Below are 23,624 nucleotides of genomic sequence, written 5' to 3' on the forward strand. Positions count from 1 at the left end.
AATTCGATCACCAAGGCGACAGTTGACTTCAACCTCACCGTCGTCGATGCAAGCACTGACTAAGCCCTGAGGGACCTACTCAAATGTCCGACGTCCTTGAACGCGTCCGTAAGATTGTCATCGAGCATCTCGACGCCGACCCCGAGAAGGTCACCGAGAAGGCTTCCTTCATCGACGACCTGGGCGCCGACAGCCTCGACAACGTCGAGCTGGTGATGGCGTTCGAAGAAGAGTTCGATATCGAAATCCCCGACGACGCCGCGGAGCACATCCAGACGGTCGGCGACGCCGTGAAGTTTATTCAAGAGCGTCTGGGCGGCTGAGGCCGTTTCTTCACGCACTGGATCAAGAGCCGCCGCGTCCCTGGGTCGTTCGAGCCCGATGGCGCGGCGGTTTTCGTTTCTGAGGTAACGCCATGCGTCGAGTCGTCGTCACCGGCATTGGGCTCCTGACCCCGCTGGGGCAGGGCACGGAGCTGAGCTGGAAGAAGCTCCTGGAGGGCAAGTCCGGGGCCGGGAACATCACGGCCTTCGACGTGTCCGACTACGCCTGCAAGGTGGCCTGCGAAGTGCCGCGCGTCGACGGGCGCGGGGGCGGCGGGCCCGACGTCGAGGGCTCGTTCGACCCCGACCAGACCCTGTCGGCGAAGGACCGCCGCCGGGTCGACGACTTCATCCTCTACGGAATCGCCGCCGCCGACGAGGCGGTGAAGGATTCGGGCTGGCAGCCCGAGGACGACGAGGGCCGCGAGCGCACCGGCGTCATGATCGGCTCGGGCATCGGCGGCCTCGGCACCATCGCCGAAACGGCCATCGAGCTGCACGAGAAGGGCCCGCGCCGCGTCAGCCCGTTCTTCATCCCCTCGGCGCTGATCAACCTGGTCTCGGGCCAGGTCTCGATCCGCTACGGATTCAAGGGCCCGAACCACGCGGTGGTGACGGCCTGCGCCACGGGCGCCCACGCCATCGGCGACGCCTGCCGCCTGATCAAATACGGCGACGCCGACGTGATGATCGCCGGCGGAGCCGAGGCCAGCGTGGTGCCGGTGGGCATCGCCGGATTCATCGCCTGCCGGGCCATGTCGACCGGCTTCAACGAGCAGCCCGAGAAGGCCAGCCGCCCCTACGACAAGGACCGCGACGGCTTCGTCATGGGCGAGGGCGCCGGCATCGTGGTGCTGGAGGAGCTGGAGCACGCCAAGGCGCGCGGAGCCAAGATCTACGCCGAGGTCATCGGCTACGGCCTGGCGGGCGACGCCTACCACATCACGGCCCCGGCCGAGGATGGCGACGGCGGCTTCCGGGCCATGAAGGCGGCCATCAAGGACGCCGGCATCCAGCCCTCGGACATCGACTACATCAACGCCCACGGCACCTCGACGCCGCTGGGCGACGAGATCGAGCTGGGCGCCGTCGAGCGGCTGCTGGGCAATGCGGCGGCCAAGGCCACCATGAGCTCGACGAAGTCGGCCACCGGCCACCTGCTGGGCGCGGCCGGCGCCATCGAGGCGGCGTTCACCTGCCTGGCGATCCGCGACCAGGTGGCGCCGCCGACCATCAACCTGGACAACCCCTCCGTCGAGACGGCCATCGACCTGGTGCCCCACAAGGCCAAGCCGATGGAGATCAATGTGGCGCTGTCGAACAGCTTCGGCTTCGGCGGCACCAACGCCTCGGTGATCTTCAAGAAATACGCGTGAGCCGACGCCGGATCAGCAAGCGGGCCGCGGGCGGGGGCGCGCTGATCGCCCTGGGCCTGGCCATCCTGCTCGCGCTGGCCGGCGTGTGGACCTACGCGGGGCCCGGCCCCAAGGCGCCGACGGGCGAGGCGACCGTGGTGGTGCTGGAGCGCGGCTCAGGCGTCAGCCAGATCGGGCGGGCGCTGGAGAAGGCCGGGGTGATCTCCTCGGCGGGCCTGTTCGCGGTGGCGGCCCGGCTGAGCGGCGCGGCGTCCGAGCTGAAGGCGGGTGAGTACGAGTTCGCCTCGGGCCGGTCGATGGCCCGGGTGCTGGCCGACATCCGCGCCGGCAAGGTGGTGCGCCGGGCGATCACCATTCCCGAAGGCTGGACCAGCGGCATGGTGCTGGACGCGGTGAACGCCTCGCCGGTGCTGACCGGGACAGCCGCCGAGCCCCCCGAGGGCTCGATCCTGCCCGACACCTACGACGTCCAGCGGGGCGAGAGCCGCGAGGCCGTGATCCAGCGGATGCGCGACGCGCATGACAAGCTGCTGGCGGAGCTGTGGGCCGCGCGCCAGCCGGGCCTGCCGCTCAGCTCGCCCCAGGAGGCGGTGACCCTGGCCTCGATCGTCGAGAAGGAGACGGGCGTGGCCTCGGAGCGGCCGCGGGTGGCGGCGATCTTCATCAACCGCCTGCGCGCCGGCATGCTGCTGCAGAGCGACCCGACGATCATCTACGGTCTCACCAAGGGCCGGCCGCTGGGCCGCGGCATCCGCGCCTCGGAACTGGCGGCGGACAGCCCGTGGAACTCGTACAAGGTCGCGGGCCTGCCGCCGGGACCGATCGCCAACCCGGGCCGCGACGCCCTGGCGGCGGTGCTCAACCCGCCGAAGACCGACGAGCTCTATTTCGTGGCGGACGGCACGGGCGGCCACGCCTTCGCCACCACCTACGAGGCGCACACCAAGAACGTCGAACGCTGGCGCGCCATCGAACGCGAACGCGCGAACGGAGGACGCTGAATGCCGATCTCGGGGATGACGGGGTTCGGGCGGGCCGAGGGCGCGCATGCGGGCTGGACCTGGGCGGTCGAGGCGCGGAGCGTCAATGGCCGGAACCTGGAGGTGCGGTTCCGGGGCCCGCCGGGGTTCGAGAGCCTGGAGCGGACGGCGCGGGAGGGCGCGCAGGGGCGCTTCCAGCGCGGCAACATCAGCGTGGGCGTGCAGGCCAAGCGCAGCGAAGGCGCGGTGGCGGTGCGGGTCAATGTGGAGCAGCTGGAACGCTACCTGACGCTGGGCGCGCCGTTCATGGCCGACGGCCGGATCATGCCGCCCAGCCTGGACGGCCTGCTGGCCCTGCGGGGCGTGATCGAGGCCGACGACGCGGGGCTGGAGCCCGAGGCGCAGGCCGAGCTGGAGGCGGCGATCGGCGGCTCCATCGCCCTGGCCCTGGACGGACTGCTGACCGCGCGGCGCGAGGAGGGACGGGCGCTGCTGTCGGTGCTGTCGGCGCAGGTGGACCGGATCGGCGACCTGGCGGACCAGGCGCGCGAGACGGCGGCCGGCCAGCCGGCGGCGATCAAGGCCCGCTTCGAGACGCGGCTGAAGGAGCTGGCCGGCGAGGCGGCCAGCGAGGAGCGGATCGTGCAGGAGGCCGCCGCCATGGCGGTCAAGGCCGACGTGCAGGAGGAACTGGACCGGCTGTCGGGCCACGTGGACGCCGCGCGCGGTCTCTTGGCCTCGGATGCGGCGGTGGGGCGCCGGCTGGACTTCCTCACGCAGGAATTCATGCGCGAGGCCAACACCCTTTGCTCGAAGTCGCAGACGGGCGCCTTGACGACGGTCGGCCTGGACCTCAAGGCCACCATCGAGCAGTTCCGCGAGCAGGTGCAGAATGTGGAGTAGCCTCCCGCCGCCGGCGATCGGTTCAACCACGAAAAACACGAAAGGCACGAAAGCGCCGCGGCTGTCTGACGGTGCGGGGTCAGACCCTTTCTTTCGTGTTTTTCGTGTCTTTCGTGGTTCAAGTATGGGTCGCTGCGCGACCGGAGGGGCTTAGTTGACGCCGGACGACCATCATAAGCCCTGGGAGACGGTGCGGCGGGGGCTGCTCTTGCTGGTGTCGAGTCCGGCGGGGGCGGGGAAGACGTCGCTGACGCGGCGGCTGGTGGCCGACCATTCGGACCTGACGCTCTCGATCTCGGCGACCACGCGCGCGGCGCGGCCGGGCGAGGAGGAGGGGCGCGAGTACTATTTCAAGACCCGCGCCGAGTTCGAGGGGATGATCGCCGCCGGCGAGTTCCTCGAGTGGGCCACGGTCAACGGCAACTATTACGGCACGCCCAAGGCCCCGGTGATGGCGGCGCTGGAAGCCGGCCACGACGTGCTGTTCGACATCGATTGGCAGGGGGCGCAGCAGATCGCGGAAAAGGCGCCGGAAGACAGCGTGCGCCTGTTCATCCTGCCGCCCGCCTGGGACGACCTGGAGCGCCGCCTGCGGGCGCGCGCCCAGGACACCGAGGAGACCATCGCCGCCCGCCTTGAGCTGGGCCGCGAGGAGATCCAGCACTGGGCCGAGTACGACTACGTCATCGTCAACAAGAACTTCGACCGCGCCTATGCCGACCTGGGCCACATCTATCGCGGCGAACGGATGAAGCCGGGGCGCAACTCGTGGCTGCCGGGCTTCGTCGAAGACCTGCTGGCCGAGGCGGCGAAGGCCGACGCGCCGGCCGAGCCGCCGCCCGTGAAGTCACCGCTGCTGCGGCCGGTGCAGAAGTAGGCCGGGCGCCGTTGGCGCGTCAGCGCCCGGCAAGATCAGACCAATGACCGCGCCTGCGGCGCGGCTTGGCCGGAAGGCAGAGGGCGCTAGGCGAGCGCCAGCGCGCGGCGACGGCGCAGCATGGCGCCGGTGGATCCCAGGCCCAGGATCATCAGCGCCCAGGTTCCGGGCTCGGGCACGGCGGCGAGATCGCTGACGCGGATGTTGTCAAAATGGGCCTGGGTGTCGACCGTGAACCATTGCAGGCCGCCCAGGTTGAGGTCGGCCGTCTGAAGACCGCGCGCGCCGTCGAAGGCCAGCGTCCGGCTGGACTGGGTCTTCCCGTCGGACCAGGTGAGCTTGAACGTCGAGCCCGGGGCGCCGCTGTTGGCGAGGTCGCCGAAGTCGAAGGACAACAGGTTGAACAGGGCGCCGTCGACGCGGCGGACCTTGGTGACGCCGCTGGCGATGGTGGTCAGCGCCGCACCGTCGGGATCGGCGTTGTAGACGTGGTTCATGGCCAGGATCGCCAGGCTGTTCGCGCCGAGCGAGTTGGTGAACTCGAAGCCCCCGCTGATCACGCTGGAATAGTAGTCGGCGCCGTACGGCCCGGGCTTGGTGTGGGCGAACTCGTCGAAGTCGATGACGGTGACGGCGGCCTGGGCCTGCGAGGCGGCGCCGAGCAGGGCGGCCGCGGCGAGGGCGAGGGTGACGGATTTCATGATGGCTCCTGAGGTTGGAGCCTGGTTGAAGCGGCGGCAGGCGCCGCGCCTCCAGCCGCTCCGCGACGAATGGACCACCTGAACGACGGACGCCCGGTCCGCTTCGCCTGCGCGGCGAGCGCGTCGCGCGCCAGGCGAACCGTGGCGCGGGTCGGCTATCCTGCGGCGGATTCGGCGGAGGGCGTGGCGTGCAGGCGGTGACGGTGGCGGACCTGGAGGGCGAGGTGGGCTCGGCGCTGCTGGCGCTGAACAACGCCCACGCGCAGGAACTGTCGTGGCTGGAGCCGCAGAAGCTGGCGGCCATGGTGGGCGAGGCGTTTCTGGCGCGGCGGGTGGGCCTGGACGACGCCCTGCTGATCGCCTTCGACCAGGACGCCGCCTACGACAGCCCGAACTTCCTGTGGTTCCGCGACCGCTACGACCGCTTCGTCTACGTGGACCGCATCGTGGTGGCGGAGGCGGCGCGCGGCCGGGGGCTGGCGCGGGCGCTGTACGAGACCCTGTTCGACGCCGCGCGGGCGGCCGGGCATGTGCGGGTGGTGTGCGAGGTCAATTCCGACCCGCCGAACCCGGCGTCGGACGCGTTCCACGCGGGGCTGGGGTTCGTGGAGGTGGGGGCCGCGGTGCTGCCGGAGGGCGGCAAGGCGGTGCGGTATTTTGAGCGGGGGGTTTAAGGGGGAGTGGGGGACGTTCCCCGAGCCCGCTTCCTACACGCTACGCGCAGACGATTGTGCCCACGGCATCCGCCCAACGGGGCGGCCCGCTGGTAGAACATGTGAATCTAAAGGGTTGGCGAGGTTGCCCCCACCCCGCCTGCCAACCAGATTGATCGGGCGGTCGCTAGATCGCGGGGAGGTAAGCGTTTCGCTACGATGCGCGCATGTCGAATCGGATCTTTGTCGACACCAACTGCTTCATTCACCTCCGTGACCTGAAGGATCTCCCCTGGGCGGATCTACGGTCCGGCGATGTCGAAGTTCTCGTCGCCCCGATCGTTGTCGACGAACTGGATCGGCTGAAGGTTGAGAAGAGTGGGCGAATCCGCGATCGGTGTCGGGCGGCCCTCAAGCAAATCCTTTCCGCTTCAGCCGAGCCAGGGATGCGAATCCAGCTTCGGAAGACGCCGAACGCCGTGTGGTTGGTCGTCGCCGTGGCTCCGCGGGTGGATTGGTCGGCATTCCCGCGACTCGATCCGACGAGGCCCGATGATCAGCTCGTGGCGGCAGCGCTCAGTGAGCCCGGAGCCGAGCCGGCATCACTGCTGAGCTTCGACGCCGGACCGATCATTCGCGCGCGCAACGTTGGCCTGAACGCCTACCGGGCACCGGACTCTTGGGCGTTGCCACCGCAACAGGACCAGGCTGAGCAAAGGATCGCCAAGTTAGAAAGGGATCTCGCCGCAGCGAAATCTACGCGTCCTGTTTTGGAAGCCGGGTTTTGCGACGCGGCAGACGGCCAGCTGCGTCTCTTGATTCCGCAGCTGCCGCCTTTGTCGCTGCAAGTACAGGAGCGGCTGCTGGCCGAGGTGCGGTCGAGGCTGCCTCGCCAGCATGTCAAAGCAGACCGTCGTGAGCCTTGGGATATCGGCGGATCCTTCGGCACAATAACCGAGTATGCTGTCGATAAGTACTATGCCGAATACGACGCTTTCATCGAGAAATCGCGGATGCAGTTTGCGCGATTGCACGAACTTATGACGAGGGCGCTGCGGTTTGGCGAGGTGCGCTATGAAATCTACAACAGCAGCCACGTGACTGCCGTCAATCTTCGGACGGCCATTACCTGTTCGCAGGGGCTCGCGCTCTTCGGAGACCGCTCCGGCATGGAGAGCTACGGTGGGTCGCTCCCGCGCATCCACAGGCCTAAAGCCCCACAGCGCTATGAGCTCCCCATGTTTCACCGTCCCTTGGCCGATCTGCGGGAGCCGCGCCGAGACCCGACCGGATTCTACTGGCTCGAAAAGCCGACTGGCGAACGTGAGGCAGTCCTGACTTGTGAAGAATTCCGTCCAGAACAGCGGCGCGTGAAAGCCGTATTTGTCGTCGGCCCCGACGACGCGGGAGGGGCCATCGATCTTGAGATCAGCGCGACGAATATGGCGAAGCCCATAGTTGCTAGTGCGACCTTAAGCTTTGAACCCGGATTGGCGGATTGGAGCACGCCTGCCGTAGTTCGTCGGCTTCCGACTTGGATGGCCGATCTCATCGAGGAGGAGATGGGCAAGCCTAAAGAGTGACCACTTCGGTCGAGCCCCATATGAGCCAGCGCCACAGTCGGCGCCAGTCAGACTCCAAGCCACTGCAATCCACCGGGAAGTTCGTCGACGGCGTAGTCAACCTGCAGCACGCGGCGGTGTGTTGCCACTGACGCCCTTTCGGACGCGTGTAGCATTGGGGTGGCATAGGTCCAGACGTCGCCGGCCTCAGCGAGACACATCGCGATGCCGCACTCGCTCACGACACCTCGAATATCAGCCTCGGGGATCCTGCCAAGACGATGCGAGCCGGGCGCAACGAGCAGTGGGGCGTTCGTCTCAGGCACCGCGTCCAGATGGACACGCAATGTGAGCATGCGCTCCAGCACCTCGAAGGGTGGCGCGACATGCAACGCGCCGTGTTTGCGCGTCCAAGGTCCGAAGCCGTCAACATCCATGCGCTCACGCACCGCCACCACGCGGTCTTGATGCCACGCCAACGACCAGTTCGCCGTTGGAGTCTTATCGAAGAGAATGGCCCGGACGGGCTGGGCAGACTCACCCAGCCATCGCGCTTCGAGGGATCCGATCGGGCCGTCGCTCGCAAGGAAGGGCAGCAGGTCTCCCACGCCGAAGAGCCTCACGCCAGCAACGTTGTGCGGTTGGCCCGCAAGCACCCGTTCCAAGGCAGCAAGAGTGGAACTGTCGAGCACTTGTGAAGATAACTCGGCACCATCTCGACCGAGTTCAAGTTGAGCGTGCGGCGGAGGCATGCGGCTGCTTACCGCCCCGCCGCGGCTTGCTCAACGAAGGTTCGTTTCCCGCCGCGTACCCAAGTTCGGGAACTGGCGCATGGACGTTGCCATCCAGTCGGCCCGCCGCAGCATGCCAGCCTCTTCCGCTTCCTCAAGGACGGCCCTGGCGGGCCGCCGCTGGGGCGGTTGGTCCGGGGGCCGGCCCAATCCTTGACCAATCTCCAGAGGCTGGCAGGGGCTGACCATGGCCTTCAGGGTGGGGTGCGTCCTGAAGGACGCGCCTTTCACACCCAACCGCTCGTCATGGCCGGGCCTGACCCGGCCATCCATTCCAGAGTCCGCGCAGCGCGCGTCATGCCGGCCGAGAGCGTCGCTTGGATGGCCGGGTCAGGCCCGGCCATGACGAGGCGAGTGAGGGCTCAGTACGGCTCGCAGGCGAGGCCGTCGCCGTCGCCGTCCTGGTGGGGCGAGTAGGCGGGGGAGCCGGCGGGGATGTCGTAGACGCCGGCGGCGTGGGCGGCGGCGCAGGTGCGGAAGGGGCGGTCGAGGTCGGGCGCCGGTGCGGGCTGGGGCGGGGGAAGGGTGCGCTCCAGCAGCGGGGCGGTTTCCACAGGCGTGTCGGACGGGATGGCGGCTGCGGCCGCCGGTGCTTGCGCGGTGGGGGGGAAGCGGGCGGCGAGGGCGGGGCGGACGTCGGGGTAGAGGCTGTCGAGGCCCAGGGCGATGACCGTGAGGCAGGCGGCCCAGTAGGCGACGAGCAGGCGCCGTCCGAGGCGCGCCAGGGGGCCCCGGGCGGCCTGCCGCTCAGCCTGGCGGAAGCGGCGTTGCAGCTGGCGCGCGCGCTGGGCGCTGCCGGGGCCTTCGAGGGCGCGAAGCGGTGTGGTGCGGGTGTTCACGCGGCAAGGTTGTGGTTGCGCTGGGTAAGGGGGCGTGAACGGGAAGGGTTAAGTGCGGGGAGACATGCCGGCGGCGAGGCTTGCCCCCTCCGCCATCCGAGCTCCAGCCGACCTGCGCCGGCCTCGGCGGGCGGTCGGCCAGCGTCGTCTTTTCCGGAGCGGTCGGGAGGCGCGCCGCAGCGCGCCTCCCGGATGCGATCAGCCGTGGCTCATGTGGGTGGTCACCGGCGCAGGGCCGGCTTCCGCCAGGAACAGCTCGTCCTTCACCTGAAGCTTGCGGCGCTTGAGGTCGCTGAGGATCAGGGCGTCGGGCTTGGCCCGGCGTTCCTCCTCGCGGATCAACTGCTTCAGCTCGCGGTGAAGGTTGCGAAGACGCCAGATGCGATGATGGTTCATTTGCTCCTCCGATGTGGAGGCGCGCCTAGAGCCCGCTGGGCTGCTTAGGGGGAGAGGCTTTGCTCACCGGGCCCCAGGCGCACCTGTGCGGTCCGACATCACGATCGTCGTCGATCGTCAGAGGGGCCCGGTCCCGCGTCGATGACATCGGAAGCTCGTCGGAGCTTCGCAAGACCCGAGGCGGCAAAAAATTTCGAGGTCTGGCGCGGGCGGGGGGCGGTCGACGGGATCCGCCGTCGCCGTCCTGGCGGGGCGCGCAGGCGGGGGCGGCTGTCGGTGAGGCGTTATGTTCGTCATTTGTTCTTGACATTCGCGCGCGGATCTGCGAGATTTCTGTCAGCGTTGTGACGTGCGCCTGGGGCCCTGGGGTCCGCGCGCGACGGCGGGTTTTCAGGGACATGGCGATGACGAACGGAAGCGTGGCGCGCAGGCGCTATGAGCGGTCGGCGTATGTGCGGAAGGTGGCGCTGACGCAGCAGGCCTGCGCGCGCATCGAGGCGGGGGAGAGCGTGGCCGACGTGTGCCGCGATCCGACGATGCCGCAGCGGTCGACCTTCGTGTCGTGGCTGCTGGCCAATCCGGAACTGAACGAGATGATGGAGGCTGCGAAGGCCCGCGCGGCCGAGCGGTTTCCGCCACGGCGGCGCTGTCACCGCTGGAACCCCAAGCTGGCCGCGGAGGTGCTGTCGCGCGTGGCGGAGGGGCGGGGGCTGCGCGAGGTGTGCGCCGAGCCGGACATGCCGGTGGTCTCGACCGTCATGCGGTGGCTGGACGAGCGGCCGGAGTATGCCGAGGCCTATGGCCGGGCGCGGGCGGCGCAGGCGGACCGGCTGTTCGACCTGGCCTGGCGGATCGCGTGCGACGCGACGGAGGACACCGTGCCGACGGCGCGGCTGAAGATCCAGACGCTGAAGTGGCGGGTGACGCGGCTGTCGCCGCGCAAGTACGGGCGGGCGGCGGACCTGGAAGCCGTGGCGGCGGCGCGGATCGCGGCGGCGGCGGCGGAAGCGGCGGCGCGGGCGGCGGCGCGGCCGGTGTTCGAGGTGCGCCACTTCGCGGTGACGCCGGAGAAGAAGGTGCTGGACGTGACGGGCGCCGTGCGCGGCCTGCCGCAGGCGGAGGCCGACGGCATCAAGGCGCAGGTGCGCTCGGGGGCGCTGAGCGAGGCGGAGGTGGCGACCATGAACGCGGCGGCCAACGCGGCCTTTCGGGCGGCGCTGCGGGGTTGCGCGGGATAGGGCGGCGTGCTCGCCTCGGCCCGGCGCGGGGGATTGGCTTTGCAGGAAGCGGGAGCGGCGGGCGAGACGGCGGCGGGGCTGGCGGGCGTGGCGGTGACGCCGCTGGTGCTGGCGGCGCTGGTGGTCGTGGCCGGGGTGTTCGTGTTCCGCTGGCAGCGGATCGAGCGGGGTCGGGCGGCGCAGGCTGGCGCGGCGGGCGGGCGGCGGTGGCCGGGGCCGGCGGACCTGGCCATCGGGGCGGTGGCGAACTTCTTCGACACCCTGGGCGTGGGGGCGTTCGCCACCACGACGGCGGCGTTCAAGCTGCTGCGGCGCGTGCCGGACGAACTGATCCCCGGCACCATGAACGTGGGCCACGCCCTGGCCACCGTGGCGCAGGCGCTGATCTTCATCGCCGTGGTCAAGGTGGAGCCGCTGACCCTGGTGAGCATGATCGCCGCGGCGGTGGCGGGGGCCTGGCTGGGCGTGGGCTTCGTGGCGCGGGCGCCGCGGCGGGTCCTGCAGGCGGCCATGGGGCTGGCGCTGCTGGTGGCGGCGGGGCTGTTCCTGGCCAGCGTGCTGGGCGTGATGCCGGCGGGCGGCGAGGCCGAGGGGCTGTCGGGCGGCAAGCTGGCATTCGCGGTGGCGGCCAACTTCGGGCTGGGGGCGCTGATGATGCTGGGGATCGGGCTCTATGCGCCGTGCCTGATCCTGGTGAGCCTCTTGGGGATGAGCCCGCTGACGGCGTTTCCGATCATGATGGGGTCGTGCGCCTTCCTGATGCCGGTGGGCGGCTGGCGCTTCGTGGCCAGCGGCCGCTACAGCCTGCCGGCGGCGCTGGGGCTGGCGCTGGGCGGGATCCCGGCGGTGCTGGTGGCGGCCTATGTGGTCAAGTCGCTGCCGCTGGACGGGCTGCGGCTGCTGGTGGTGGTCGTGGCGACCTATGCGGCGGTCAGCATGCTGTGGTCGGCGCGGCGGGAGGCTTCGGAGGGCGCTTGACACTGACCGGTGGTCAGTAGTTAATGACCTGAGGTCATTAGCGGGTTTTCCGATGGGCAGACCAGTGCGGCGGCGTCTCCAGCCCGAGGCGCGGAAGCTGGAGATCGTCGAGGCGGCGGAGCGGCTGCTGCAGGCCCACGGGACGCGGGTGCGCGTCGAGGACGTGGTGCGCGAGGCGGGCGTCGCGAAGGGCACGTTCTTCCTCTACTTCCCCACCTGGGACGACCTGCTGGAGACCGTTCGCGCGCGGCTGGTGGCGGCATTCGACGCGGCCTATCCGCTGCCCACCGAGGTGGAGCGCCCGGTGGACTGGCCGGGCGTGCTGGACGGCCTGGCGGCGGCCTACGTCGACTTTGCGAGCGCCCGCCAGGGGATCGGCCAGGCGCTGTTCCATTCCGAGTTCGCCGAGCGCCGGGGGGTGGGCGACAACGCCGTGACGCGGCTGTCGGCGATCATCCGGGCGGGCCAGGAGGCGGGCGCGTTCGCCCCGGTGGATCCCGACCCCACGGCGCGGCTGCTGTTCGCCGCCATCGACGAGGCGCCGCGGGCGGTGGCGGGCGGCGCGGACCGCGACGCGACCCTGGCGGCGCTGAAGACCCTGTTGCGGCGCACGCTGGCGCCGGAAGCTTGAGGAGGATCCTATGAGCGAGACCTCGGTGAACGTGCGGTACATGGTCGGCGACGTGCAGGCGTCGGTGGACTGGTACGTGGGGCATTTCGGCTTTGCCGTGCAGCTGAACGCGGCGCCGGCCTTCGCCTCGGTGGAGAAGGGCGCGCTCAGGGTGCTGCTGAGCGGGCGGGCGAGCTCGGCGGGGCGGCCGATGCCCGACGGCCGCCAGCCCGAGCCGGGGGGCTGGAACCGCTTCCAGCTCGTCGTCGAGGACATCGAGGGCGAGGTCGCGCGGCTGCGGGGCCGGGGCGTGGCGTTCCGCAACGAGATCCTGAAAGGCCCGGGCGGCCAGCAGATCCTGGCCGAGGACCCGTCGGGCAATGTGGTGGAGCTGTTCCAGCCCGCCGCCCAGGGCTGAAGCCTAGAACGGCACGACGCAGGTGACGCCGCCGCGAACATTGCCGGTCTCGCCCATGGCGTCGATGTCGCCGGCGGCGCGGACGCGGCAGCCCTTGGCGGGGCGGCGGGAGAGGAAGGGTTCGGGATTCTCGGCGTAACGTCCGGTCGGGTCGAGGTGGAGCCGCGCGGGCGGAGGCGTCGCGGCCCAGTGGCGGGTCTCACAGCGCTCGCGCTCGTCGCGGGAGAGCCCGGGCCGATCGCAGCCCGCGAGGCCGCGCAGCGCCTGGCGGGCGCGGGCGGACGGGTCGTCGGCGAGGGCAGCGGGGCCGGGCAGGACCGGGGCGGGGTCGGGCTGCGGCACGGCGATGCGGGGCGCGACCGTGGTCTCTCGAGGCTCGCGGCGGACCGACAGGCGACGCGGCGGCGTCCGGCGGTCGGCCCGGAGCGGCGGCGGCACGAGGGTGACCTGCAGGATCGGGCCCTCCGCATAGGCGGGCGCGCACCAACTCGCCCAGTAAGCGTGACCGTGACAACCGCAAGATGAACCGAACCTGAAACCGGTCTTCAGCCAGGCGGCAGCGGAGTCGTGGGAGCCCTTCGCCATCGACGCGAAGATGGAGGGTTCGAGAGATGACCTGGCGCAAACTGGTGATGGCGGCGGCGGTGGCGGCGGTGGCGATCCCGTCGGCGGCGATGGCGCACGACCACGGGCGGGGACACGGGCGCGGGCATCACAAGCACGAGCGCGTCTATCGCTATTACGACGAGCGGCCGGTCTATTACCGCGAGAGCTATGCGCCGCCGCGGGCCTATCAGCGCGAGCGCTATGTGGAGCCGCGGCGCGCCTACCGCAGCTGCCGCTCGGGCGGGACGACGGGCCTGATCGTGGGCGGGGCGGCCGGCGCGCTGCTGGGCCGCGAACTGGACGGCGGCCGCAACCGGGCGACCGGCACGATCCTGGGCGCCGCGGCCGGCGGGCTGCTGGGCCGCGAGATCGATCGCAAGGACCGCTGCTAGCGGAACATGTCCAGCAGCATGGGGCCGACGTAGACCAGCACCAGCAGCAGCATCCCGATGACCATGAGGCGGCCGAAGAGCTTGTTGCGGCGGTCGCGGGCGGCGTCGGGGTCTGCGTGGGGATCTGGGCGGTTCTCGGTCATGGCGGGCTTCTAGCACTCAGGTGGGTGGGATGTCCGCCGTGTCGGCCGAACTTCCGCGGGCTGGGGGCTTGCTGGACCAGGCCGCGCCGGCGGCGGCGGCCATGACGGCCGTCACCCCGAGCAGTTGGGCCGGCGCCAGCCGTTCGTGCAGCATGAGCAGGCCCGCGAGCGCGCCGAAGGCCGGCTCCAGGCTGGTGAGCACGGCGAAGGTGCGGGCCGGCATGCGCGGCAGGGCGTACATCTCGAGGCTGAACGGGATCGCCGTCGAGATCAGCGCGACCGCCAGCGCCAACGGCAGCAGGCGCGGGTCGAGCAGGGCGTCGAGGCCGGCGTGCTGCACCCCCACCGGCACGACGACGAGGGTGGCGATGCCCACCGCCACGGCCGGGGTCGCGTGGCCGAAGGCGCGGCTGGCGGCCTGACCCCAGACGATGTAGGCGGCCCACGACGCGGCGGCGGCGAGCGCGAAGCCCACGCCCAGCAGGTCTAGCCGCGTCGGCCCATCGGCGGCGATGTCGTGACCCACCAGGCCCCAGACCCCGGCGGCGGCCAGCGCGGCCCAGACGAGGTCGCCCGCGCGGCGCGAATGGGCGATGGCGACGCCCAGCGGCCCCAGGAACTGCAGCGCGATGGCCACGCCCTGAGGCAGGCGGCCGATGGCCAGGTAGAAGAAGAGGATGGCCCCGGCGGTGGCGAGGCCCAGGCCGATCATGGGCGCCAGGGCCTTCGACCCCGGCCAGTTGCGCCACGGCCGCAGCACCGCGATCAGCATGGCGGCCCCCAGCACCAGGCGCAACGCGGCGGCGCCCTGGGCGCCCACGGCGGGAAACAGGCCCTTGGCCAGCGCGGCGCCCACCTGGAACGCGCAGGTGGCGCCGATGACGGCGGCGAACGGCAGGATCAGGGCAAGGGCGTCCGCCCGGGTCCGACTCATGGCGCCAGGATGGGGGGCGCGACGGCGGGGCGGAAGGTCTCGTTCGGCCGGGAGGGCGGGGCCGCGCTCAGCCCGGCTCGCAGGCCAGGCCGTTGTTGTTGCCGTCCTGCTCGGGGGCGTAGGCGGGGGAATCCTTGGGGATGCTGAAGACGCCGGCCTCGTGGGCGGCCTCGCAGCTGGGATAGGGGCGGACCGGCAGGTCCTCGTGGAGGGCGTGGTTCAGGCTGGGACGGACGACCGGGTACATGCGGTCGAGACCGAGGCCGATGGCGAACAGGCAGAGCGCGAGGCAGGCGATCAGCACGGCGTCGACGGCGCCGAGGACGATGTGGCGCCCGCGGCTGCGGGCCCCGATCTGGCGCAGCCACGCCTGGTAGAGCCGCCGCTGGAGGGCGACGGTCTCGGGACCTTCGGGGGTCGGGATCGACAGGGGCTGCATAGTCACGCTTGCAAGATCGCCCACGATGGAAAAGGCGTGGTGAAAGCCGTTGGTTAAATCGCGAGGCTAGTTGTCGCAGGCGGGGCGCGGGCTTGGTACACGCGGGCGCAGTCGCCGCGTCACGGAGGTCGCCAGATGGACATCATCCAGCAGCATCGGACCCAGGGCGGGACCCTGGCCTATGGCCGACACGACAGCGCCGCCACCGGCACGCCGATGAAGCTGTCGGTGTTCACGCCGCCGGGCGCGGGGCCTTTCCCGGTGCTCTACTGGCTGTCGGGCCTGACCTGCACCGAGGACAACTTCACCACCAAGGCCGGCGCCTATGCGGCCGCCGCCGAGCACGCGATGATGATCGTGGCGCCCGACACCAGCCCCCGGAACCATGGGGGCGGCGAGGGCGTGGCGGACGATCCGGCCTACGACCTGGGGCAGGGGGCCGGCTTCTACGTCGACGCCACCGAGGCGCCCTGGACGCCGCACTTCCGGATGGAGAGCTATGTCACCCGCGACCTGATCGCGGCGGTGGAGGGCGCGTTTCCGGCGGCGGCGGGCCAACGCGGCATCTTCGGCCATTCCATGGGCGGGCACGGGGCGCTGACGCTGGCGCTGCGCCATCCCGACCTCTACCGCTCGGTCTCGGCCTTCGCCCCGATCGTGTCGCCGACCCGGTGCGACTGGGGCCGCAAGGCCTTCGCCGCCTACCTCGGCCCGGACGACGCGCAATGGGCGGAACACGACGCCTGCCGGCTGATCGAGGCGGGGGCGGCGAGGGGGACGTTCGACGACATCCTGATCGATCAGGGCGAGGCCGACAGCTTCCTCGAGACCCAGCTGAAGCCGGAGCTGTTCGTCGAGGCCTGCAAGGCGGCGGGCCAGAACGTAATCCTGCGCATGCAGCCGGGCTACGACCACTCGTACTTCTTCATCGCCACCTTCATCGCCGACCACGTGGCCTGGCACGCGGAGCGACTGCGGGGGTAGGAGGGCCAGGACCGCGGCCGCTCGGGTCAGGGCGCGCCGGAGGCCGAGACGGTCGTCAGCTTGGCGCCGTTGGCCGATTCCAGGTCGTAGCTGTCGACGTCCGCCTCGATGAGGCCGTCGCCGGAACTCGGCCGAGCCGCAACGATCCGCAGCCGGGCCACCACGTTCGCGCCGGACAGGCCCGAGCTTCCCCGGAGCAGCGCCTGGGCCCGGTCGGGCGGCAGCTTCCAGACTGACACCGCCTCGGCGTTGCGGATCTTGAGCCGCACCTGCTCGCCGAACGCGGCGAAGGGATAGTAGGTGTCGGGACCCAGGGCGCCGATCATCACGCCGCCCCGCGCCGGGTCGTAGGCGCGCACGCCGGCCGCCGTGCGAAGAGTGACGCAACGCACCGGCGCGACCGCCGCGTACTGCGCCTTGACCTGATCGTTGGCCTGCTTCCAAGCCCCCTCGGGATCACCCTGGCGGTCGAAGCGGTAGAGGATGGTGTCGGCCCACTTGTCCATCGGCGGCGCGAGGCCGGAGACCGCGTGGTAGATCATCACCATGTCGCCCGGTTCGGGGTCCGCCCGATACTCGGCACAGGGCGCGCCGCCGGCGGTCGCGGTGGAGGCGGCCGGCATGGCGCCGCCGGCCAGGGCGGAGGGCGAGTGGCCCGACGCGGTCGAGGACGCTGGCGTTGCCGCGGCGCCGGCGTCTTCGGGGCCGGGTTTCGGCGAACACGCCGCGAGGGCGAGGCCGGCGAAGACGGAAAGCGCGGCGCGGCCCATCAGAAGTCGCCGCCCTTGGCGCCCTTGGACGAGGTCGCGGCCTGGGCGGCGACGACCGCGTCCCGCTCGGTTTCGAACCGGTGCTCCTGGTAGTCGAACAGCCGCGCGGGGTCGAACACAGCCACGCTGACCGAGCGGGCCTGCTGCTGGTTCTGCGTAGGCTCGATCTCGGCGACGATCACCCGGCCGCACTCCGGACCCCAGCGCAGCTCTTCGTTGCTGGCGCTGACCGAATACTTGCACCGGCCGATGCGGTCGCGATCGTAGGCGGCCACGGGTTTGCCGTCCGGGGTCTGCACCCAGGCCAGGCGGCGGCCGTCGTTGTCGGTCGTCGCCGGCGGGCCGTACTTCTTCGTCAGGGCATCGACCTGGCTCTGGATCGTCGGCTGTTGGCCCTCCGCGAAGGGCTGGATCCGCCAGATGCCGTAGACGACTTCCTTGCCCGGCATGCCGTCGGCGACGAACTTCCAGATCGAGTCGACCTCGGCGAGCCCCTTGGATGGGTTAAAGTCCATCGGGTTGCGGTCGTACTTCGGCTTCTCAGGGTGCTTGCCGACCGCGACATAGGCCGAGGTGCGGATCTTCAGGCCACGATTGTCACGCGAGAAGCTGGGGCCAAAGCCTTCGGCCAGGATCGAATCCGCCTCCTTACCGTCCGGGCACTGGGCGTAGCGCACGGCCACGTCGTAGGGCACGCCCAGCCGGAGGCCGCGGATGTCGTCGACCGGCGCGCCCGCGGCCGGCGGCGGCATGTCGAAGCGGCGGGGACAGTTCAGCTCGACCTTCTTGCCCCCGTAGGTCATCGCGCCGTGCGGACCTTCGCCCTGCTTCAGCGGCTTGGTTTCGGCGGGCTTGACGGGGCCGCTCTTTCCACAGGCGGCGGCGACGAGGCCCAGGGCGCAGGCGGCGATGAAACGGGTCTGGGAAAGCTTGGACATGGCGGCACGCTAAGCCGCCGGATTTCGGGCCTCCTCTCCCAAACAGGATAGATCCGGGCGACGGCCTAAGCGGTCGGGAGGGCGGCGACGCTGCGGGCGATAACCGCCACCGCCTCCGCCTGCCGGCGGGTCCCCGTCTTGGACAACACCTGCTTGAGGTGGGTGCGCACCGTGCCCTCGCCGACGCCCAGCGCCTTGGAGATCTCGGGCACGCTGCGGCCGCGGGCCAGTTCGCTGGCGGTCAGGGCCTCCATCCGTGTCATCGAAAACAGCGATCGCAGGTGGTCGATGCGGTAGGGCGGAAATTCGGGGTCGCGCAGCAGGACGATGGCCAGGGGCTCCGTCCAGGCCAGCGCCGCCCAGCGCGGCCGCAGGGGCGACGCGGCGAGCGTCCACGCCGCGCGGCCTTCGCGTTCGAGGCGCACCGCCGAAGGCGCACCCAGCCGGCGTGCGGCCGCGGTCTCCACCGCCTGCCGAATCGCCGTCGCGAGCGCGGCCTGCGCTCGAGGCGAAGCGGCGCGCAGGCGACCGGCGCGAACGCTGAGACCCTCATCGCGCGCCAGCATCGCCTCTGCCACGGCGTTCATGTGGCGGACGCGGCCGCGCGCATCGGCCAACACCACGCCGGTGTCCAACCTCTCCAGGCTCTCCAGCGCTGCGGCCTGGGCGAACGAAGCCTGATTCAGCCGCTCGCCAATCCGGAGGGCGCGGGCGAGGTGAGGCAGGAAGGCCGCGGCCAGGGCGCGGTCGCCGCGGCTGTAGGCGCGCGCGTCCACCGGCCGGTGGATCCCGAGAACGCCGACGGCCCCGCCCTCGGCGGCGAACACCGCGCCGACCATGTGGTGGATTTCGAGCACAGGCAGCCATTCCTGGTAGAAGCCGCTGCGGTCGACCTCCTCGGGCATGACGAGTTCGTCGCTGGTGACGATCCGCGACAATCCCACGCCGAGGGAACGCTGCACCCACAGGTCCCTGCTATGCCAGTGGTCGGCCCAGTCGGCGTCGGGCGCGGAGAGGTTGGTCGTAGTCTCCAGCAACCGCACCTGCTGATCGTCGCCGTGCAGCTTGACCACCGCGCTTGTCGACCCGAAGGCCTTGGCGATCCGGCCGGCCGTGCCCGGCCAGAGTTGGGGGTCCAGCGCCGCGTCGTAGACGTGGCCGACGAGGTCGGCGATCGCGTGGAATGCCTTGGGCGCGCCCACCGCATGACCCCTTCCGATCGAGTACATTCGCTTGGCGTGCGGAGATCCACGAACCCGCCCCCGCGAAGATCATCGCGAAGTCGCGGGCCTGTCCAGCCCGGCCGGCCGGTCAGCGTGGAATGCGGGCGGTATCGATGCCGGCGCTGGCGGTTTGCGGCAGCGGCGGCTCATCGCCGCGCGCCCGATGGGACGGCAGATCCGGCGCCCCGGTCCCCAGAGGCGTCATGGTCGCGTCGAGGTCGGCCGCGTCGAGGTGGGCCACGTCGCGTGGCACGCGGAGCGTCCGAGACTTCCGCTCTGCGGAAAGCTAAAACTCGGCGCTTCCGTCCCCGCGCCCAGTGCACCAAGGTCGCCCTCAACAAGGCAAGCATTGGGTGCGCGGCTTTCAAAGCAACAATCAAATCCAGATGGTTAGGTGACTGCCGTGGCTGCAATTTAGCCGCGCACGTCACGGCAGCCTGAAGCTCGGTTTTCGGGGCGCCAACCTACGAGTGCATCGCGCAACAACGCGCCTGACTTGCAAAAATATTTGAAATCGAAGGGGGAAATGTGTGCGTACGAGGGGGTTATCGAATCTTTTGAACTCCAGCGCTGTGCTCGCGGCGATCGCCGCTGTCAGCGCAACGCCCGTCATGGCGCAGGTGAATCCCACCGGTGGCCCGGGTGCGGAGACTGAAACCACGATGGACGAGGTCGTCGTCACGGGCTCGCGCCTCGGACGGACCAGCTTCAACTCCCCGACGCCGGTCAGCGTGATCGGCCAGGAGCGCTCTCAGAATCTGAACATCACCAACGTCGGGGACGCGCTCACTCAAATCCCGTCCTTCCGCCCGATCGTCGGCCCGGCGACCAATTCCTTCCGCTCGAGCGCGAACATCGCGGGCCGCAGCCTGGACCTGCGGGGTCTCGGCGCGATCAGGACGCTGACCCTGATCGATGGCCGTCGGCATGTCGGGAGTTCGGACGACGGCACATTCGATCTCAACTCGATCCCTTCGATCCTGATCCAGCGATCGGAGGTCGTCACCGGAGGCGCCTCTGCCGCCTATGGCGCCGGAGCTGTGTCAGGCGTGGTGAACCTCATCACCGACACCCGGCTGGAAGGGTTCAAGGCCGAAGCGAGCTACGGTGTCAGCGAGCAGGGCGACGCCCGGAACACCTATGTCGCGGCGGCCGGGGGCAAGTCGTTCGCCGACGGACGCGGTCATCTGGTCATCGGCGGCGAGTATTCGAAGGAGGGGCCTGTCGCCGAGTTGAGCCGTGACTGGAGCCGCCGCCTTCACGACTTCATCCCCAACCCGTTCTTCTCCACTAATCCGGCGCTGAGCAACGGCCTGCCGGCCAATGTCGCTGCGGACAACGTCGTGACGTCGCTCACCCCGGCCGGCTCGATCACCATCGTGCATCCGCTGCAGGGGATGCAGTTCGACAGCAGCGGCAACCTCATCCCCTTCCAGTTCGGCGGCCTTTACAATCGGGCCAAGCCGAGCTCGCTGATGATCGGCGGCGACCCCAGCATCACAGGCTACTACGGCGCCGTGGGACCGTTCGTCGTGGGCACGAAGCACGGGTCTATCCTGAGCCACGTCAACTACGACCTGACCGACGCCATCACGGTCTCGGCGGAGCTTGGTTACGCCGAGGTTCGGGGCGGGCCGACCGGGGCCAACCCGCGATCCGACCCGAACGGCGCGCTGCGGATCCAGCGGGACAACGCCTACCTCACGCCTGCGACGGCGGCGATGATGGACGCCGCGCGCACCACCTTCCTTCCGGTGAGCCGCATCAACTACGAACTCGGCCCCAACGTCTATTCGTCGAGGAACGAGACCTGGCATGCCTTCGCCGGCGTGGAGGGCAAGTTCGCCAACGATTGGAAATGGGACGCCTACTACCAGTTCGGCCGAACGACGGGCCGCCAGAGCAACGCCAACTCCCGCCTTGAGCAGCGCTTCAAGGACTCCATCGACGCCGTTCGGGCGCCTGCGGGCCTACCGGGGATAGCGGCGGGCACGATCATCTGCCGAACGACGATCACGGCGCCGACCAACGGCTGCATTCCGTCCAACATCATGGGGCCTGGCAAGATCAGCCCCGAGGCGGCGGCCTGGATCAATACGGTCGCCTGGTCGACCCGCAAATTCACCGATCACAACGTCGCCGCCAACGTCAGGGGCGACCTGTTCGAGGGGTGGGCCGGCCCGGTCTCGGCCGCGGCGGGCGTCGAGTACCGCAGCAGCGCCTCGGAGGGCGAGAACGACGCGAACAGCAAGGCTGCGCGCTTCTCCCAGGTCGCCTGGACCTACCTCCCGCCGACCACCCAGAAGGTGACGGAAGGCTATCTCGAGGTCAGCGTGCCCGTCCTCAAGGACTCGCCCCTGGGCAAGTCTCTCGACGTCGACGGCGCCGTGCGACGCACGCACTACAGCCTGTCTGGCAACGCCACGACCTGGAAAGTCGGCGCGGTGTACCGACCCGACGACCAGTACATGCTTCGCATCACCCGCTCGCGCGACATCCGCGCGCCGTCGCCGCTGGAACTCAATCCGAACAAGAGCACGACGACGCTGTCGCTGGCTGATCCGAAGTACGGCGTGCAGTACCTGATGCCGACGCTCAGCGGCGGCAACCCAGACCTCGAGCTGGAGACTGCGGACACCTTCACCGCGGGGGTGGTGCTTCAGCCGGACTGGTTCCCGAACTTCAAGCTCTCGGTCGACTACTACGACATCTCGGTCGACGGGGCGATCGACATCCCCGCGGCGAATCTCGCCATCAGCATCTGCCGCTCGGGAGCCAACCCGGCGATCTGCACGCTGGGCGCCGACGCCAACGGCAATCCTGACCGCATCCTTGCGCTGTTCGCGACCTATCAGAACATCAACAAGCTCCGCACCCGGGGTTACGAGCTCGTCGCGAACTACGCCGTCGATCTCGCCGAGGTCGCGCAATGGATGAGTGGCGACCTCAGCGTTTCGCTGAACGCCTCCTACGTCGATACGCTGTCCACCCTGCTCCCCAACGGGACGAAGAAGGAGCTTTCCAACTTCACGGGCAATTCCGGCGGGGTCACCAACATCCTGGGCGTGCCGCGGTGGCGCGCCGATGCGGTCGTCACCTACAGCCAGCCCAGGTACTCGGTGACGGCGCACGTGGCCCACATCCCGAAGGCCCTGCAAAATCCAGATTGGATCGGGCCAGAGCAGGACGGCTACAGCCCGTACTTGCCGAACAGCGTCACCTACAATCACGTCTCGGCCCGGACCTATCTCGACCTGAGCGCCCGGGTCAGCCTCTCAGGTTCCAAAGACAAGCGGCTGGAGCTGTTCGGGGGGGTGAATAACGTCTTCGACACCGACCCGCCGCCGGAACTGCGCCTCAACGGCAACGGGCTCTATTTCCCGCCGGTGGGTCGCAACTATAAAATCGGCATTCGCTCGCAATTCTGAGGAGATGGCCGGGCGCGACTGTTGCGCCCGGCGCCCTCGATCAGCGGCTCGAACAATCGGGAGGATGGACGCAATGAGAAGAAGATGGGGGAAGCTCATCTCCGCGGTCGCCGCGCTGGTCGTCCTTCCGACAGCGGTCTGGGCCGAGCCGCTGCGCGTGGTCGGCAATATCAAGGTGATGGAAATCGCCCCTCTTGTGCTCGCTTCGGAAGCGTCAGGCGGGCAGGTCGAGATCGCGCTTGGCGGCGTCGCGAACCTCTGGGACCTGGAGCTGGCCAGCCTGACCGTGGCGGTCTCCCCCGGCGCGAAGTCAGCCCCGCCGAGCACCAAGCTCGCCGATCTCGCCGGCAACGCGGAGACCCAACTGCTGCGCGTAACGGTCGCGCATCCGGACGGCCGCTATCTGCTCACGGTGACCGAGGGCCTCTATCGGATCGTCGCGCGGCGCTCCAGGGGCATCGCCACCGAGGCGGATCTCAAGGGCAAGAGGATCGGCACATATCCCGGCACATCCGCGGCCTTCTACCTCCACAAGGCGCTCCAGCGCGCCAACCTGACGGAGAAGGACGTCACGATCGTCACTCTGTCACCGCAGGCTTCGGAGGACGCCCTGATCGCGGGGTCCATCGACGCCATCTCGACCTGGGAGCCGCATTCGGAGCGAGCGCTGCGAACGCTCGGGGACGACGCCGTGCTGATCGCCCCGCCCCAGGGGTACCGCGAGCTCTATTCGCTCCACACCACGCAAGCCGCGCTGAACAATCCGCAAAAGCGGGCGGCGATCGTGGCCTACGTCAAGAACCTGCTCCAAGCCTGCCGAGCAATCTCGACGGATCCGAGCCACGCCCGAAGCCTGATCGGGCCGCTGAATGCCTACTCGGCGGATCTGATGACCCAATCGTGGCACTACAGGTTTGCCTGCGAAGTCACCCCCAACATGTTGGACAAGTTCGTCGAGGAGGAGGCGTGGCTGGCTGCGCAGGATGGTCGCGCTCCGCGCACGCGCGCACAGCTCGCCCGCTTGATCGACGCCAGCATCTACGATGAGGCGCGTCGGGCGGTGAAGTGACTATGTGGGGCTCGGCAGGCGCTCACGTGCTCGGCGTCAGCCTCCAAGCCTTG

Annotated in this window: 27 protein-coding genes; 15 read left to right on the plus strand and 12 right to left on the minus strand. The window is 69.8% G+C overall.

The window, feature by feature from the left end:
* The first annotated feature begins 83 nt into the window (after window positions 1-83).
* The 5 genes from ACODSY_RS07895 to gmk all read left to right on the plus strand — a co-directional run bounded on the left by ACODSY_RS07895 (window position 84) and on the right by gmk (window position 4,459).
* Window positions 84-323 (plus strand): acyl carrier protein, encoded by a 240-nt coding sequence (locus ACODSY_RS07895; RefSeq protein ID WP_068877152.1) that lies wholly within the window; start codon window positions 84-86, stop codon window positions 321-323.
* Window positions 324-415: 92 nt separating this feature from the next.
* Window positions 416-1,699 carry a beta-ketoacyl-ACP synthase II gene (gene fabF, locus ACODSY_RS07900; RefSeq protein ID WP_488951172.1) on the plus strand — a complete coding sequence of 428 codons (1,284 nt, stop codon included), beginning with the start codon at window positions 416-418 and terminating at the stop codon, window positions 1,697-1,699.
* Window positions 1,696-2,700: an endolytic transglycosylase MltG gene (gene mltG, locus ACODSY_RS07905; RefSeq protein WP_488951173.1), complete on the plus strand. Its 1,005-nt coding sequence runs from the start codon at window positions 1,696-1,698 to the stop codon at window positions 2,698-2,700. The genes fabF and mltG overlap by 4 nt, the downstream gene beginning before the upstream one ends.
* Window positions 2,701-3,582: a YicC/YloC family endoribonuclease gene (locus tag ACODSY_RS07910; RefSeq protein ID WP_488951174.1), complete on the plus strand. Its 882-nt coding sequence runs from the start codon at window positions 2,701-2,703 to the stop codon at window positions 3,580-3,582. It abuts the gene before it with no gap.
* Window positions 3,583-3,736: 154 nt separating this feature from the next.
* The gene (gene gmk / locus ACODSY_RS07915) at window positions 3,737-4,459 is read left to right on the plus strand and encodes a guanylate kinase (RefSeq protein ID WP_488951175.1); all 723 of its coding nucleotides are present in this window, start codon (window positions 3,737-3,739) and stop codon (window positions 4,457-4,459) included.
* An 86-nt stretch (window positions 4,460-4,545) separates the two neighbouring features.
* Here gmk and ACODSY_RS07920 read toward each other — a convergent pair whose 3' ends face one another.
* Window positions 4,546-5,160 (minus strand): PEPxxWA-CTERM sorting domain-containing protein, encoded by a 615-nt coding sequence (locus tag ACODSY_RS07920; protein WP_488951176.1) that lies wholly within the window; start codon window positions 5,158-5,160, stop codon window positions 4,546-4,548.
* Window positions 5,161-5,348: 188 nt separating this feature from the next.
* Between ACODSY_RS07920 and ACODSY_RS07925 the strand changes: the two genes are divergently transcribed.
* Together ACODSY_RS07925 and ACODSY_RS07930 are read left to right on the plus strand one after the other, a co-directional pair.
* Window positions 5,349-5,834: a GNAT family N-acetyltransferase gene (locus ACODSY_RS07925; RefSeq protein WP_488951177.1), complete on the plus strand. Its 486-nt coding sequence runs from the start codon at window positions 5,349-5,351 to the stop codon at window positions 5,832-5,834.
* A gap of 206 nt (window positions 5,835-6,040) precedes the next feature.
* Complete coding sequence (locus tag ACODSY_RS07930) at window positions 6,041-7,396, plus strand: PIN domain-containing protein (RefSeq protein WP_488951178.1); 1,356 nt, start codon at window positions 6,041-6,043, stop codon at window positions 7,394-7,396.
* 47 nt (window positions 7,397-7,443) lie between these two features.
* Here ACODSY_RS07930 and ACODSY_RS07935 read toward each other — a convergent pair whose 3' ends face one another.
* From ACODSY_RS07935 to ACODSY_RS07945, 3 genes are all read right to left on the minus strand, one after another.
* Complete coding sequence (locus ACODSY_RS07935; protein WP_488951179.1) at window positions 7,444-8,067, minus strand: phytanoyl-CoA dioxygenase family protein; 624 nt, start codon at window positions 8,065-8,067, stop codon at window positions 7,444-7,446.
* Between the two features lie 461 nt (window positions 8,068-8,528).
* Window positions 8,529-9,005, minus strand: coding sequence for an excalibur calcium-binding domain-containing protein (locus ACODSY_RS07940; protein WP_488951180.1), 477 nt, complete (start codon window positions 9,003-9,005; stop codon window positions 8,529-8,531).
* 198 nt (window positions 9,006-9,203) lie between these two features.
* On the minus strand, window positions 9,204-9,401 hold the full coding sequence (locus ACODSY_RS07945) for a YdcH family protein (protein ID WP_488951181.1): 198 nt from the start codon (window positions 9,399-9,401) through the stop codon (window positions 9,204-9,206).
* A gap of 404 nt (window positions 9,402-9,805) precedes the next feature.
* Here ACODSY_RS07945 and ACODSY_RS07950 point away from each other — a divergent pair, with 404 nt between their 5' ends.
* Genes ACODSY_RS07950 through ACODSY_RS07965 form a run of 4 tightly spaced genes read left to right on the plus strand, consistent with a single transcriptional unit; the run spans window position 9,806 to window position 12,645 of the window.
* On the plus strand, window positions 9,806-10,639 hold the full coding sequence (locus ACODSY_RS07950; protein WP_488951182.1) for a terminase small subunit-like protein: 834 nt from the start codon (window positions 9,806-9,808) through the stop codon (window positions 10,637-10,639).
* Between the two features lie 6 nt (window positions 10,640-10,645).
* Complete coding sequence (locus ACODSY_RS07955; protein WP_488951183.1) at window positions 10,646-11,617, plus strand: TSUP family transporter; 972 nt, start codon at window positions 10,646-10,648, stop codon at window positions 11,615-11,617.
* Between the two features lie 52 nt (window positions 11,618-11,669).
* Window positions 11,670-12,248: a TetR/AcrR family transcriptional regulator gene (locus ACODSY_RS07960; RefSeq protein ID WP_488951184.1), complete on the plus strand. Its 579-nt coding sequence runs from the start codon at window positions 11,670-11,672 to the stop codon at window positions 12,246-12,248.
* Window positions 12,249-12,258: 10 nt separating this feature from the next.
* A complete protein-coding gene (locus ACODSY_RS07965) occupies window positions 12,259-12,645 on the plus strand; it encodes a VOC family protein (protein ID WP_488951185.1) in 387 nt (128 codons plus the stop codon).
* A gap of 3 nt (window positions 12,646-12,648) precedes the next feature.
* On the opposite strand, the gene ACODSY_RS07970 is transcribed toward ACODSY_RS07965, so the two are convergent.
* A complete protein-coding gene (locus ACODSY_RS07970) occupies window positions 12,649-13,230 on the minus strand; it encodes a hypothetical protein (protein WP_488951186.1) in 582 nt (193 codons plus the stop codon).
* A gap of 26 nt (window positions 13,231-13,256) precedes the next feature.
* Here ACODSY_RS07970 and ACODSY_RS07975 point away from each other — a divergent pair, with 26 nt between their 5' ends.
* Window positions 13,257-13,643, plus strand: coding sequence for a glycine zipper 2TM domain-containing protein (locus tag ACODSY_RS07975; protein WP_488951187.1), 387 nt, complete (start codon window positions 13,257-13,259; stop codon window positions 13,641-13,643).
* Here ACODSY_RS07975 and ACODSY_RS07980 read toward each other — a convergent pair.
* From ACODSY_RS07980 to ACODSY_RS07990, 3 genes are all read right to left on the minus strand, one after another.
* Complete coding sequence (locus tag ACODSY_RS07980; RefSeq protein WP_488951188.1) at window positions 13,640-13,786, minus strand: hypothetical protein; 147 nt, start codon at window positions 13,784-13,786, stop codon at window positions 13,640-13,642. The two genes, ACODSY_RS07975 and ACODSY_RS07980, sit on opposite strands and share 4 nt — an antisense overlap.
* A gap of 16 nt (window positions 13,787-13,802) precedes the next feature.
* Window positions 13,803-14,720, minus strand: coding sequence for an EamA family transporter (locus tag ACODSY_RS07985; RefSeq protein ID WP_488951189.1), 918 nt, complete (start codon window positions 14,718-14,720; stop codon window positions 13,803-13,805).
* Between the two features lie 67 nt (window positions 14,721-14,787).
* A complete protein-coding gene (locus ACODSY_RS07990) occupies window positions 14,788-15,159 on the minus strand; it encodes an excalibur calcium-binding domain-containing protein (protein ID WP_488951453.1) in 372 nt (123 codons plus the stop codon).
* Between the two features lie 135 nt (window positions 15,160-15,294).
* Between ACODSY_RS07990 and fghA the strand changes: the two genes are divergently transcribed.
* Window positions 15,295-16,143 carry an S-formylglutathione hydrolase gene (gene fghA / locus ACODSY_RS07995; protein WP_488951190.1) on the plus strand — a complete coding sequence of 283 codons (849 nt, stop codon included), beginning with the start codon at window positions 15,295-15,297 and terminating at the stop codon, window positions 16,141-16,143.
* Between the two features lie 26 nt (window positions 16,144-16,169).
* On the opposite strand, the gene ACODSY_RS08000 is transcribed toward fghA, so the two are convergent.
* From ACODSY_RS08000 to ACODSY_RS08015, 4 genes are all read right to left on the minus strand, one after another.
* Window positions 16,170-16,913 carry a hypothetical protein gene (locus ACODSY_RS08000; RefSeq protein WP_488951191.1) on the minus strand — a complete coding sequence of 248 codons (744 nt, stop codon included), beginning with the start codon at window positions 16,911-16,913 and terminating at the stop codon, window positions 16,170-16,172.
* Window positions 16,913-17,851 (minus strand): hypothetical protein, encoded by a 939-nt coding sequence (locus ACODSY_RS08005; RefSeq protein ID WP_488951192.1) that lies wholly within the window; start codon window positions 17,849-17,851, stop codon window positions 16,913-16,915. The genes ACODSY_RS08000 and ACODSY_RS08005 overlap by 1 nt, the downstream gene beginning before the upstream one ends.
* A gap of 65 nt (window positions 17,852-17,916) precedes the next feature.
* On the minus strand, window positions 17,917-19,053 hold the full coding sequence (locus tag ACODSY_RS08010) for a helix-turn-helix transcriptional regulator (protein ID WP_488951193.1): 1,137 nt from the start codon (window positions 19,051-19,053) through the stop codon (window positions 17,917-17,919).
* 109 nt (window positions 19,054-19,162) lie between these two features.
* Entirely contained in the window at window positions 19,163-19,327 is a 165-nt protein-coding gene (locus tag ACODSY_RS08015; RefSeq protein WP_488951194.1) for a hypothetical protein, read from the minus strand.
* Between the two features lie 409 nt (window positions 19,328-19,736).
* Between ACODSY_RS08015 and ACODSY_RS08020 the strand changes: the two genes are divergently transcribed.
* Together ACODSY_RS08020 and ACODSY_RS08025 are read left to right on the plus strand one after the other, a co-directional pair.
* Window positions 19,737-22,502 (plus strand): TonB-dependent receptor domain-containing protein, encoded by a 2,766-nt coding sequence (locus tag ACODSY_RS08020; RefSeq protein ID WP_488951195.1) that lies wholly within the window; start codon window positions 19,737-19,739, stop codon window positions 22,500-22,502.
* Between the two features lie 73 nt (window positions 22,503-22,575).
* Window positions 22,576-23,571 carry an ABC transporter substrate-binding protein gene (locus ACODSY_RS08025; protein WP_488951196.1) on the plus strand — a complete coding sequence of 332 codons (996 nt, stop codon included), beginning with the start codon at window positions 22,576-22,578 and terminating at the stop codon, window positions 23,569-23,571.
* Window positions 23,572-23,624: the final 53 nt, after the last annotated feature.

This window comes from Phenylobacterium sp. FG114, assembly GCF_057809855.1.